Here is a 13588-nt window from a genome sequence, read left to right on the forward strand (position 1 = left end):
AGGCTAAGTTTTTACTAAAAATAGCAAAAATATTCCTATTCATAGAAATTGAAAGATTTATTCAACAGTCTTTATAATTCTGTATAGTATTTCTAATTTTTGTATAAATTTAAATGACAACTCAGCAATATCTTGAGCAACTTAACAAACGCTACAAAACTGGCATATCTAGTGAACACACATATCGTAAAGATTTAGAGGATTTAATTGTTTCTTTAGTTAAAGATGTTGATGTTACAAATGAGCCAGCAAAGATTACAGATTGTGGTAACCCTGATTATGTAATTACCAAAAAAGATATTCCGATTGGTTATATCGAGGCAAAAGATATTGGTAAAGATTTAGATTCTAAAAATTACAAAGAGCAGTTTAGTCGCTATCGTAAGGCTTTAGATAATTTGATTATTACAGATTATGTCAATTTCCAATTTTTTAAAGAAAATGAACTAGTTACGGAGATCAAAATAGCGAATATTGAAGATGGTGAGATTAAACCAATTGCTAAGAATTTCCAACAGTTTGAAAATCTAATTAAAGATTTCTGTACTTATATAGGTCAAACTATCCGTTCGCCAAAGAAACTGGCTGGGATGATGGCAGCCAAGGCAAGATTATTGCAAAATACTCTAGAAAATGCGCTAAATAAAGATATTGAAGCTGAGCAAAATAGTGGCTTAAGATCACAATATGAGACTTTCAAAAATATCCTAATCCATGACCTAACACCAAAGGGATTTGCTGATATTTATGCACAAACTCTAGCGTATGGGATGTTTGCTGCAAGGTATCATGATAAAGTTCTCGATACTTTCTCGCGTCAAGAGGCTACTGAGAAAATACCAAAAACAAATCCATTTTTGAGAATGCTGTTTGACTATGTCGCAGGTACAAATATTGATGATAGGATTAAGCATACAGTAGATAATTTGGCGGATGTATTCCGTGCTGTAGATTTACGCAAGATACTTTCAAAATTTGGTAGAACTACTAAAACACAAGATCCGATAGTGCATTTCTATGAGGATTTTCTATCTGAATATGATTCTAAGCTTAGAAAGGCAAAAGGAGTTTGGTATACGCCACAACCTGTAGTTAGCTTTATCGTGCGAGCGGTTGATGAGGTGCTAAAATCAGAGTTTGGACTAAGTCAAGGTCTAGCAGATACTACCAAGACAAAGATACAAATCGATAGTCAAACAACAGATAAGCGTGCAAAAATAATGAAACACATGCTTAAAGTCGATAATGTTGGTTTGGTTATTCCTAAGATAAATAAAGAAGATCATGCATTTTTTATTTCAAAAAATATAATCGCCCATAAATTAGCAAGTGCTTATGATTCCAACTCTATCTTTCCACTATACCTCTATCCAGACGACGATTCACTAGACTCTAGCAGAGTACCAAATTTAGATATGAGCATTGTCAAGGAGATTGAAAAGAGTCTTGGCTTGAAGTTTGTGTCTGAGCCACACCCCGCCGAAAATAACTGTCATACCCGCGAAGGCGGGTATCTCACAGATACTAGCAATAATGCAAGAGATTCCCGTCTATACGGGAATGACGGCGGTGTTAATTCCCCTTCAGATATGAAGGGGTGGCAGTCGCAGACTGACGGGGTAGTTTTAAAAAACTTTGCCCCAATAGACATACTCGACTACATCTATGCAATACTACACAGTCCTAGCTACCGTGAGAAATACAAAGAGTTTCTCAAAATTGACTTTCCACGCGTACCATATCCAACTATAGATACTTTTTGGCAATTGGTAGAGCTAGGTAGTCAGCTTCGCCAAATACATTTACTAGAGTCGCCAGTAGTTACAGATTTCATCACAAGTTATCCAATAGATGGCGATAATATTGTCGACAAACCAGTCTATAAAGATGGTAAGGTTTATATCAATAAAGAGCAGTATTTTGATAATGTTCCAGAAGTAGCTTGGAATTTCTATATTGGTGGTTATCAACCGGCTCAAAAATGGCTCAAGGATCGTAAGGGTAAGGAGTTAGGTTTTGAAGACATCTTACATTATCAAAAGATAATCGTAGCTTTGAGCGAAACTGATAGATTGATGAGAGAGATTGATAAAAATTAGTTATATCTTGCATTTATAGATTAACAGCAGATATATTGCTATATTTATTTTTATGATTTTCTAAAAGTAGACTCTTATGCTTAATAAAAAGACACCTATTACTTGGATATTAAGTGCCTATTTTGCGATGGGATTTCCATTTATATTTATTGCACAAGTATCATCTGTTATGTATAAAAACTTAGGCATAAATGATGCGCAAATTACATTCTGGACAGGACTTTTAATTTTACCATGGAGTCTGAAACCTTTTTGGAGTCCTTTTTTAGAAATATTTAGGTATAAAAAATATATTGTAGTTATTGCGCAATTTATTGTGGCATTGACATTTATTTTTGTAGCGCTATCTTTGCCATTAAATGGTTTTTTTAGGTACTCAATAGCTTTGTTAGCAATAGTGGCATTTATGGGATCCACAAATGATATTGCTACTGATGGACTTTATATAAATGTTCTTGACTCTAAAACTCAAGCAAAATATATAGGTTGGCAAGGAGCATTTTATAACATTGCAAAAATTATTGCTGCAGGGCCTTTAATATATTTGGCAGGAAGTTTGCAAAATCAACTAGGAGCTGTAAAAGCTTGGGAAGTTACGATGGTTGTTTTTGCAGTATTGATGTTTGTACTATCCCTATACCATCTTTTAGTATTACCAAAAGAAGAAGCAAATAATTTGCAAGATAAATCATTTAAGCAGAGTCTGAGCGTTTTTAAAGATGTTGTAGTAACTTTTTTTAAGAAGAAACATATTATTTGGTTTATTGTTTTTATAATTTTTTATCGCTTTGCCGAAGGATTTGCTATTAAGATAGCTCCGTTATTTTCTATATCTGCGGTTAGTGCAGGAGGATTAGGTTTATCTACAGAACAATATAGCTTGATATATGGGACTTTTGGTACGGCAGCGTTTGTTTTTGGTTCTATTGGTGGCGGGTATTTTATTGCTAAGAGAGGGTTGAGAAACTCTAGAATGGTTTTAGTATCTTGTTTTAACATACCTTTTGCAGTTTATGCGTACTTAGCATTCACTCAAACTGGTAACTACTATATTATCTCGAGCTGTGTTGTATTAGAGTATTTTGGTTATGGTTTTGGATTTGTTGGATTGATTTTATTTATGATGCAACAGGTTGCACTAGGTAAATATAAGATGGCACATTATGCTTTTGCATCATCAATAATGAATCTAGGGTTTATGTTTCCATCTATGTTAAGTGGTTATCTTAGTGATTTGCTAGGTTATAAATGGTTCTTTATAGGTGTTTTATTTGCTACTATTCCAGCATTTTTAGTGACATACTTTGTACCATATCGATATTCAGATAACAAAATAGATAGTAAATTATAAGTGAAGTTAAGGATTTTATAATGAAATTTGAGGAATTAAATATACCATTTGAGTCAAAACCTGAAGGATGTCACGATGTCATTTGGAGGTACTCTGCTAATCCCATAATACAACGTTATGCTATTCCAACATCAAATAGTATTTTTAATAGTGCTGTAGTGTCTTTTGAAAATGGTTTTGCTGGGGTTTTTCGTTGTGATAATAAAGCTGTGCAGATGAATATACATGCAGGATTTAGTAAAGATGGTATCAATTGGGATATAAATCATGATCCAATTATTATGGATTGTGGAAATACTGAAATGATAGACTCTGACTATAAGTATGATCCTCGAGTTACATGGATTGAGGATAGATATTGGATAACATGGTGTAATGGTTATCATGGTCCAACTATTGGCATAGCATATACTTATGATTTTAAGAAATTCTATCAGTGTGAAAATGCATTTTTACCTTTCAATAGGAATGGTGTGTTGTTTCCAGAAAAAATCAATGGAAAATACGCAATGCTTAGTCGCCCAAGTGATAATGGCCATACTCCATTTGGAGATATTTATATAAGTTATAGCCCTGATATGAAATATTGGGGAGAGCATCGCTGTGTAATGAAAGTTACACCTTTTGATCAAAGTGCTTGGCAATGTACTAAAATAGGAGCTGGATCAGTTCCGATAAAAACAGATGATGGTTGGTTGATTTTTTATCATGGAGTAATTAATACTTGTAATGGCTTTCGCTACTCAATGGGAGCAGCACTTCTAGATTTACAGAATCCAGATAAAGTTTTATATCGCACAAAACCATATTTATTAGCTCCGGCAGCACCATATGAGCTTGCAGGAGATGTACCAAATGTTGTATTTCCATGCGCAGCTTTATGTGATGATAATAAAATTGCTATATATTATGGCGCGGCTGATACAGCTGTTGGTATATGCTTTGGATATAAAGATGAAATAATAGAGTTTATTAAAAATAATAGCCTGGTGAAGCTATAACTTATGATTGAGTCTTGCTAGAATTAGTATTATGTAATTATGTATGTAATCTAATGTGATAAATAATATTCTTAAAATAGTTAGTTCATTATTTCTTACTTTTATATCTATAGATTATTTATTTGGATATGCTCACACTCACTTAATGCTAGAAAATAACTGTAGTACAGATGCAACTTTTATTATTACAGATACAAATAAAAAGACTAGTTTTGAGAAAGTAGTTAAACCATATCAATATTACATAACTAAAGAATTATCTAATGATAATTTTCTAATATCAACAACATCTCACTATGAGATAAGTTATAAATCACAAGATTCATACGGCTCTGTTAAGTATGAGTTATCAAATGCATTTTTTTATTTTGGTGAGAAAGGAGCAAATAAAGCCTTATTTAAGGATGCCGTTGGAAATATAGAAGTAAATCATAGATTGCACAATAATAATTATGAATACTATTGGACTAATTATTCTGTCAATATAGAGACTCTCTTAAATGGAAGTCTAATAAAGCCAAGTTTTACAGTTTCAGCTTGTCATAAAGAGATTGATATATTTGATAGTCTCTTGTTTAGTGTAAAGAAAATACTGATATTTGGTGATAGTCTAAGTGATAGAGGAAATCTTTATAAGTATTCATTACAATTATTACCAAAATCGACCCCTTATTATAGAGGAATGTTCTCTAATGGTGAGGTATGGTCAGCGCAGTTTGCAAATAGGCTTTACCTAAATAATATTTCTGTGAATAACTATGCTGTTGGAGGTAGTTCAGTTATAGTATTTCCGGAATGGGCTAATAATACGACTCCATATGTACTAGATGATCAGGTATCTTTATATCTTAATTTAGCATCTAATGATGATATTAGAGATAAACTAGCTATTTTCTTTGTCGGAGGGAATGATTATTTAACATCTAATCCTAAAATGGATAATATTGACAATGCAGTAAAACAAGTTACTGATGGCATTATATCGGCTATTGAAAAAGTAGCTGTTAAAAAAACAGTTATTGTTGGATTACCTGACCTTAGTATCACAGGAGAGTCAAAATCTCTAAAGAATGAGAAAGTTCTAAAAGAAATATATATAAAGCATAATAAGATTTTAAGAAAATATGCTGATGAACATCATATGAAGTTTATAGATATTGCACCATTGTTTAGTCAAATGGTAAATAATACAAAAAATTTTAATAAAAAATATCATGCAAATATAAGCTTAAAGCATATTAAAGATTCATGTTGGCTAGGAGGATATTTCTTATCTGAGAAAGCTAAAATAAATGAAGCATATGATGATTTAGAAACTAAAAATACTTATAGAGTCAAAATGAATGAACTATTAGATCAATCATCAATGCAGAGTATTATAGATGCAAGTTATACTGGAAGTATGTGTAACAATCCTCAAGACTATGCATTCTGGGATCATGTTCATCCTACATATCAAGTGCATCGAGCCTTATATGATTATATTGTCAAGGAGCTTGGCGCTAGATCTATTACAAAAGAAAAACTATCTTAATTATCTCAAGTCTAGGTTTATACAGAAAAAATTAATCTAGATACTGTTTATTATTCGAGCCTAAAAATATTAGTTTAAGATGACAAGTGCAGTTTTATTTGTAATACTGAGAGTATATTCGTTGTGGGGAGCTTAATTGATGAACGAATTTAAGTATAGTGCTCAAGATCTAAAAGAAAAGATCTTTACTCAAAAATATAGTAAATACGCTTCACAAAAGGGAGTACATCTTTATCATTTTCCAGGATCACTTTATTCACAGATTGCTAGACAAGCATTAGTTGAGAAGAATGCTAAGTACGAGAGTCATATCATTTTAGTAAATAATGCATGCCAACAATATGATCCGGAATTTGTAAGAATATCTCCTTTATGTGTTGTACCTATACTTGTTATAGATGGTAAGGTAACAAATAATGCTTATAATATAGCACAATTCGTAGATAAATATTTTTCTATAAATGCTTCATTATTTCCTATTGATAAAGAACTACAAAAAGAATTTAAATATCTACAAACGTTAGTCGATAGAATTAATTCAGAAGTTTTAACTTTTGGCGATGTATCAGTTGCTAAAAGGCCTTTTTTGTTTAGGTATCTTTCAAAAAATGGGCATCAACATAAGATTGAAATTTTAGAGAAACGAATAAAAGAGTATTCGGATGATCTCTTTTTAAGATTAGCCTTTGAAAATAAGCTTAAAACAGTTGCGAAAACAAATAGTATTCTTCGTGACTCAAAGTTAATGGAACAAACCTTAGAAGATACAAAACAAGCTATATCTAAATTAGGAGAATATTTAGAAAATCATGAAGGAGAGTTTGCTCTAGGTAAAGAATTCTCTGCTATGGATATTTATCTAGGCATATTTTTATGGCGATTAGATTTTTTAAATCTTGGGGAGTATTTGTGGGGTGATAGTGAATGTATAAAGAAATATACAGAAGCTCTATGGCAAAGAGAAACATTTAAACAAGCTGTTATTAAACCATGGAAACAAATGCAAAAAGATATACTTATTCCTGTGCTTATTTCAAAACTAAAATCCAAATTAGGCTTTAAATCATAGATAAACAAGTTTTTATTTGTGAAAAGCATATCTTAAAAAAATTTAAAAAGAGGCGTATAACCATTTGACAATAATAATTCTAAAGACTATGCTAAAAAGTATGAAAGAAATTTCATAGAGACTATAAGCTAAGGCTTATAAACGTGTTGATTTGATAACTCAGCTTGCGGACACGAAAAATAATCTGCTAAAAGGGTGCTGGATATCCATCCTCCATCTCACAGATTTTTCCCAAGCTAAAGAGTCTTATAAGTAGGAGAAAACTATGAGTAAATATTCTTTAGAAACTTTAGCCGTACATCGCTCGATACCAGAAAAGAGTGGTTCTGTACAAACACCTATACATCAAACATCTAGCTTTGTATTTGAAAGTACAGAGCATGCTGCGAAGCTCTTCGCATTAGAAGAATTTGGAAGTATATATTCACGCTTAACTAACCCAACAGTAGATGAGTATGCTTCAAGATTGGCGAGCTTACATGGTGCAGCAGGTGGTTTTGCTTGTTCATCAGGACATGCAGCTCAATTTTTGATATTACTAAATTTATTACAAAGTGGCGATCATATAGTCGCTTCAAAATACTTATATGGAGGATCTGTAACTCAGCTTACACATACATTTCCTAGACAGTTTGGTTGGCAGTCAACATTAGTTGATATAAACAAACTTGATGAAGTTAGAAATGCTATTCAAGATAATACAAAAGTACTCTATATTGAATCACAATCAAACCCTTCTGGGGTTATTGCAGATATCAAAGCTCTTGCAGAAATTGCTCATGAAGCAGGTATTCCATTAATTGTGGATAATACGGTTGCTACACCTTATTTAATAAATCCACTAGAGCATGGCGCAGATATTGTTTCTTATTCTTTAACAAAATATCTAAGTGGTAATGGTTCGATAGTTGGCGGGGCAGTTATTGATAGTGGTAAATTTGATTGGGCAGCTAATGATAAGTTTCCTTTATTATCAAAGCCTGATTCTTCTTATAGTAATATCTCTTTTGCTAAGTCATTTGGCAATCTGGCATTTACTGTCAGGGGTATAGCCGTTGGTTTACGAGATATTGGAGCAACTCTGAGTCCACATACTGCATTTTTAGCAATTCAAGGTTTAGAGACATTAGGCGCAAGATTAGATAGACATGTTAAGAATGCTGAGATAGTGGCAAAATTTTTAAATGCTCATCCAAAAGTTAAGAAAGTAAACTATGCTGGATTAGTGAATTCTCCTTATAATCTTTTAGCTAGTAAATATTTTACTAAAGGTGTGGTTGGTCTTTTAACAATAGAGTTAGAAGGTGGTTTTGAGGCAGGAAAGAATCTTGTTGAGCAGACAAAACTGTTTACTCATTGTGCTAATATTGGTGATGCTAGAAGTTTGATTATACATCCAGCATCAACTACTCATTCTCAATTAAGTGAAGAAGAAAAATCACAATCAGGAATATCTAATGGTTTAGTTAGATTATCTGTAGGTTTAGAAGATCCAAGTGATTTAATTGAAGACTTAAAACAGGCTTTAGAGTATGTGGAGGTGAGGGATGAGAGTGAAAGTGAAAAAGTCATCTGAGTATTTTACAGACTTGAAGATAGATTTCTCAAGTAAAATTAGTTTTAAGAATACTAGTATTAAGCATCTTCGTATAGCGGTTGTTAATTTAATGCCAACTGTGAAAGAAACTGAAAAGCAGTGGAGAGAAGTACTTTCCCAAAATAGCTCTACAATTGTTGATTTTGTATTTTTTCATTCTTTAGTAAGGCCAACTACTCGAGTAGATAAAACTTATTTAGATGAAAATTATGCTAATTGGCAAGATTATAATTTTGAAGAACTTGATGGAATTGTTATTACTGGTGCACCTGTTGAGTTATTAGAATTTGATGATGTTGATTTTTATAAGGAAGTTTGTGAGATTATTTCAAAAAGTCTTGAACACAACTTATCATTGATGCTAGTTTGCTGGGCTGCTCAAGCAGGTTTAAACTATCTTTATGATATTAAAAAAGAATGTTTGGACCATAAATTATTTGGAGTATATGAACATAAGTTAGTTAACCAAGATCATCCTTTGCTAAAAGGTATAGATGGACAGCTTAAAGCATGTGTATCAAGACAAACAATGATAAAAGATAATAATGTTTTAAAATATACAGATGTTATTTTAGCGTCTCCTGTAGATGGTTTGGATTGTCTGGTAGATAAAACTCATGATATTACATATATGTTTAATCATTTAGAATATAATAAAAATACTTTAGAAGCCGAATATCTAAGAGATAAGGCAATTAATAATATAGCGGAACCTGATAACTATTATAATGCTGATGGAAATATAGATTATTCTTGGCAGAATGATAAGATAACTTTTTATTCTAATTGGTTAGATATTTTAAAGAAAAACTCTTAAGTCTTTATAAATTCCAAGCTTCAATAATATCTTCTTCGGAGATTTTCTTTTGATTAAGGTTTTCAAAATAAATCATATATTGTTTTATAAGCTGAGCAATATACATATCTTCACCAGAAATATAGAAAATATTATTTTTATTGCAGTACTCTAATAGATGATTTTTTTTATTATCCTTTTCAGGCATAGCATGACAAAATACTATTTTTGCATTTTTAACTAAATACATAAATTGAGAGTTTTGTTCTAGATCAGGGGATGATGAAATAGGGGTTGCATCGACTACTAGATCATAAGGCCCTTCAAAGTGAGGTATATTTTCTATACCAAGCTCTTTTCTCTTTTGAGCTACTTTTTCAGCATTTCTACCTATGATAGTTACTTTGATACCTAAATCTTGTAGTACTTTAAAAGCAACACCAGAGACACCACCATTACCATAGATCACCGCATTTTTTATATCTTTATTGGATTCTTTTATACCTTTGGTCAGAGCAATTTGTAAACCATGACAATCTGTATTATAACCATAGAGTTTTCCATCTTTATTTATGATGGTATTTACAGCTAAGGTTTGTTGAGCAAGAGGTTCGACATAATCTAAGAAAGGAATTACTTTTGACTTTAGACCATTATGCGCGGTAACAGTTCCACCATTTATAAAAGGAGCCTTAATAGCATCAGTATAAGTTTTCGCTGAGATTTCTCCTTCAAATGTGAAATAGCAAAGATTTAATCCTAATTTTTGTATAGCAGTATTATGCCTAGTTATTGATGAGTTGCTACTAGATGTTGAGAGTAAAAATTTAGTTTTATTATTTAAAGGAATTTTAAATATATTCGACATATGTTTTGACCTATTATTTAATTAACTATGGATAATCATTAATGAGTGAGATTTTAGTTTTGGAAGTTCACCAATATTAACTTTTTGTATAGTATCTGTGCCAGCCTGTTTGTGATTTGCTACAATATGCCATACTTTGCTATCAGGCTTTGGTAGAAGATCATTTATCTCATAATTATCAATAGCTGTAGCATTATATATTACAACAATATCTTTCCAGCTATCGCCATTAGTATAGTTTTTAAAGTGAGAAATAATAACACCAGATTTATTATCATGATGGGCAGTTGTTATATTTAGGTCTTTATCAATAATTTCTCTATCATTTATTCTAAAAGCAGGGTGTTCTTTTCGCAGTTTTATTAAACCTTTAACATAATTAAAGAAATCTTTGTAATATAACTTATCTGACCAATGAAAAGCATTTATTGCATCGCCACTTTTATAGCTATTATGATCTCCTTGTTTTGTTCTTAAGAATTCTACACCACCATGAAGGAATGGTATCCCCTGAGCAGTTAGTATTATACCTAAAGCTAAAGCATTTTGACGAACAAAGGAACTTTCAAAAATGTCATTTGGAATATTTTTTCTATAACCATTTATAGCTATATTATAGTTTTGACTTTTTTCAACCTGATCCCATAATGTATAGTTATCATGAGCATCAGCATAGTTAATAGATTCATTTGGTTTGTCAGTTAGGTTATGGATAGAGCCTCTTAAACCTTCGATAACATTGCCGATACTTTCAGGGTTATGAGGATCACCATTTATGAAGCCTTTACCAGGATTATTATTACCACGAATAGCATCTCTAAATGAATCATTAAATATTGAGAAATCTTGATTTCTTTGCGTGCCTCGATGAGTACCATTTGTTAATGGTGAATAATCAGCCTTCCAAGGTTCGCCATATATTATTACATTAGGATCAACTTGTTTTACTTTTTTAACTATATTTTTTATGGTATCCAGATCTATTAGTTCCATTAGATCAAAACGTACACCATTTATTTTATAGTTTTTAATCCAGTGAACAACTGAGTCTTGGACAAATTTACTAACCATTGGACGCTCTGTTGCTAATTCATTACCACAGCCTGAGCCATTAGTGAAGTTTCCTAACTCATCAGTTCTAAAATAGTATTTAGGTACAATTTTATCCAAGTTGGTTGTATCAGTCATATGGTTGTAGACCATATCCATAACTACACCAATACCTTTTTGATGGAACTTTAGAATCATTTCTCTAACACCTTTGATTCGTTGATTTGGATCATAAGGGTTTATTGAGTAACTACCATCTGGAGCATTATAGTTTTTTGGATCATAGCCCCAATTTCTATTATCTTCTTCATCAATTCTTTTCTCATCAACGGATGAAAAATCAAAAATAGGCAGTAAATGAACATGTGTAATACCTAGCTCAGCTAGACTATCAATCCCTGTTGATACTTGTGTATTACCATCTGTATAAACAGTATTTTCTTCTACAGCACCAAGGAATTTTCCACGAATGTTTTCTGTTACACCACTTTCTGGACTTATTGTAAAATCACGTAAGTGTACTTCATAAAGAATAGCACTATCTTTATCAGTTACATTCTGAGATTTATCTTCTAACCATTCTTCTGGCATTAAGTTAGGATTATTTAAATCAACTAAGAAACCACTATCTCCATTGATTCCTAAGCCACAAGCATAAGGGTCAACAGCATAAGTTATTCTAGTATATTTATTTCCTCTAGGGTCTAGATCATCAAAATATAATCTATATAGATAGTATTTATTTTCGTAATTTTTACGGCTTATTTCTATATGATGAGTTCCGTACTCTAATTCTGGTTTTAGTTCATATGAAAAATCAGACTGATTACTATTGTTGTTAGGTAAATCTTTATTGTATAAGAGTACTTCAACTTTTTTAGCAGTTGGAGCCCATAATCTTAACGAAATTGTATCTTTATTAAAGATCACACCCATATCATTTTTAGGATAAATGAATTTATCCAGATAATTCCTCATTAATACTTTTGTTGGTAAAAAAGTATTATTTGCACGAATTTCAATTAGATCTGAACCTCTTATATCTTCAGGGAGGTTTGAGAAAACTATTTGTTGAGATTTTTCTTTTACAATAATATCAACATTACTAGCTTTGTTTGAGTTTATCCATAGTTCAAAAAGTGTTCCAACTTGTGGCTTATCTGATAAGTATGCTTTGATTTTATCGCATTGATCCATAACAGCATACTCAATTCTAGGGTTTGTTCTATTTATAACATCAACTAGAGAAGTATAGATCTGAGCATCACCTTGAATAATATAATAGTTATTGCATCTCTCAGAAATATCAAAAGAGTTAGTTTGTTCACTCCATTCATTATGCCAGTACATACTCCAAGTTTTCTTTCTAGCTATAACATTATCTTTATTACATAAGGCATAAACGCCAAAATCACTTTGACTAGATAAAAAAACTATTTCAGTTGATTGATCTTCACTATAAGTCCATAAGTCCCAACTAAAATTTTCTCCATGATACTGACCATCTTTTTTAATGAAATGCACTAGAGTTCCTTGTCTTTGTTCTCTAACTATTTCAAAGCTTTTCTCTGCACTAATAGATGGATCTTGTTTACTAAAGCATTTTACATTGATTTGGGATATTTCATTACTAATACTTGGATCAACAAAGAGCTTATTCTCAGTAATATGTATATGAGAATTCTTAGGAGAAACTTGCCAGTCGACATCAACAATATTATAACGTTGAGTAACAGATCTTGTAACAGCTACTAAATCAACTTTATACCCTAAAGCTATAAAATTCTCAGATGATTTAATTTCTAGCCTATTTGAGTTAACGAGCCAATTGAAGCTTAGAGGAATAAAATCATTATCATTTATTGAAACTTTAAACTCATTGCCCTCTAAATCAACCAATATAAATGAGTATTGATTTGTACCAGGGATAAGATTATCTATAGAAAGTATATCTTTAGTTAGCCATAAGCTACCATCATCATTATCTACAGTCCAGTTCAGTTTAAGGTCTTCTTGTTTTTCCCAGTTATTAAATTTTCCGATAACATACCCATGTAAAAAACCATAAGCTTGTATTCTAAATCTAATACTATTTGTTTCAAAATCTAGACTAATATCATGGTTAACTTTTAGTAATTTAAAGTTTCCATCTTTGTCTTGAATCCATATGTTTTGGTCTATTGTTTGCATATAATATATAATTCTCTTTCAATTAAAATATAC

9 protein-coding genes and 1 riboswitch are annotated in these 13588 nt (G+C 31.5%); of the genes, 7 read left to right on the forward strand and 2 right to left on the reverse strand.

Features of this window, described 5'->3' with window-relative positions:
- Positions 1 to 113: 113 nt before the first annotated feature.
- The 7 genes from R8535_RS07250 (at position 114) to R8535_RS07280 (ending at position 9468) form a co-directional block, all read left to right on the forward strand.
- The gene (locus R8535_RS07250) at positions 114 to 2099 is read left to right on the forward strand and encodes a type ISP restriction/modification enzyme (protein WP_329497926.1); all 1986 of its coding nucleotides are present in this window, start codon (positions 114 to 116) and stop codon (positions 2097 to 2099) included.
- A gap of 76 nt (positions 2100 to 2175) precedes the next feature.
- Positions 2176 to 3450, forward strand: a complete 1275-nt coding sequence (locus tag R8535_RS07255) for an MFS transporter (protein ID WP_329497925.1) — start codon at positions 2176 to 2178, stop codon at positions 3448 to 3450.
- Between the two features lie 20 nt (positions 3451 to 3470).
- Entirely contained in the window at positions 3471 to 4451 is a 981-nt protein-coding gene (locus tag R8535_RS07260) for a glycoside hydrolase family 130 protein (protein ID WP_329497923.1), read from the forward strand.
- A 55-nt stretch (positions 4452 to 4506) separates the two neighbouring features.
- Positions 4507 to 5985: an SGNH/GDSL hydrolase family protein gene (locus tag R8535_RS07265; protein ID WP_329497921.1), complete on the forward strand. Its 1479-nt coding sequence runs from the start codon at positions 4507 to 4509 to the stop codon at positions 5983 to 5985.
- A 139-nt stretch (positions 5986 to 6124) separates the two neighbouring features.
- Positions 6125 to 7054, forward strand: a complete 930-nt coding sequence (locus tag R8535_RS07270; RefSeq protein ID WP_329497918.1) for a glutathione S-transferase family protein — start codon at positions 6125 to 6127, stop codon at positions 7052 to 7054.
- 133 nt (positions 7055 to 7187) lie between these two features.
- Positions 7188 to 7266: riboswitch (SAM riboswitch) on the forward strand.
- A gap of 53 nt (positions 7267 to 7319) precedes the next feature.
- The gene (locus R8535_RS07275; protein ID WP_329497916.1) at positions 7320 to 8630 is read left to right on the forward strand and encodes an O-acetylhomoserine aminocarboxypropyltransferase/cysteine synthase family protein; all 1311 of its coding nucleotides are present in this window, start codon (positions 7320 to 7322) and stop codon (positions 8628 to 8630) included.
- On the forward strand, positions 8602 to 9468 hold the full coding sequence (locus tag R8535_RS07280) for a homoserine O-acetyltransferase/O-succinyltransferase family protein (RefSeq protein WP_329497914.1): 867 nt from the start codon (positions 8602 to 8604) through the stop codon (positions 9466 to 9468). Before R8535_RS07275 ends, R8535_RS07280 begins: the two co-directional genes overlap by 29 nt.
- A 4-nt stretch (positions 9469 to 9472) precedes the next feature.
- On the opposite strand, the gene R8535_RS07285 is transcribed toward R8535_RS07280, so the two are convergent.
- Complete coding sequence (locus R8535_RS07285) at positions 9473 to 10315, reverse strand: shikimate dehydrogenase family protein (protein ID WP_329497913.1); 843 nt, start codon at positions 10313 to 10315, stop codon at positions 9473 to 9475.
- Positions 10316 to 10336: 21 nt separating this feature from the next.
- The gene (gene pulA / locus R8535_RS07290; RefSeq protein WP_329497911.1) at positions 10337 to 13555 is read right to left on the reverse strand and encodes a type I pullulanase; all 3219 of its coding nucleotides are present in this window, start codon (positions 13553 to 13555) and stop codon (positions 10337 to 10339) included.
- Between the last annotated feature and the right edge of the window lie 33 nt (positions 13556 to 13588).

The sequence above is a fragment of the Francisella sp. 19S2-4 genome (genome assembly GCF_036281795.1).
GTDB lineage: Bacteria > Pseudomonadota > Gammaproteobacteria > Francisellales > Francisellaceae > Francisella.

Excerpts from the sequence above, each read along its gene's own strand:
- R8535_RS07255 (WP_329497925.1), top strand. The coding sequence starts at position 2,176 with ATGCTTAATAAAAAGACACCTATTACTTGGATATTAAGTGCCTATTTT.
- R8535_RS07250 (WP_329497926.1), top strand. The coding sequence starts at position 114 with ATGACAACTCAGCAATATCTTGAGCAACTTAACAAACGCTACAAAACT.
- R8535_RS07275 (WP_329497916.1), top strand. The coding sequence starts at position 7,320 with ATGAGTAAATATTCTTTAGAAACTTTAGCCGTACATCGCTCGATACCA.
- R8535_RS07270 (WP_329497918.1), top strand. The coding sequence starts at position 6,125 with ATGAACGAATTTAAGTATAGTGCTCAAGATCTAAAAGAAAAGATCTTT.
- R8535_RS07285 (WP_329497913.1), bottom strand. The coding sequence starts at position 10,315 with ATGTCGAATATATTTAAAATTCCTTTAAATAATAAAACTAAATTTTTA.
- R8535_RS07280 (WP_329497914.1), top strand. The coding sequence starts at position 8,602 with ATGAGAGTGAAAGTGAAAAAGTCATCTGAGTATTTTACAGACTTGAAG.
- pulA (WP_329497911.1), bottom strand. The coding sequence starts at position 13,555 with ATGCAAACAATAGACCAAAACATATGGATTCAAGACAAAGATGGAAAC.
- R8535_RS07260 (WP_329497923.1), top strand. The coding sequence starts at position 3,471 with ATGAAATTTGAGGAATTAAATATACCATTTGAGTCAAAACCTGAAGGA.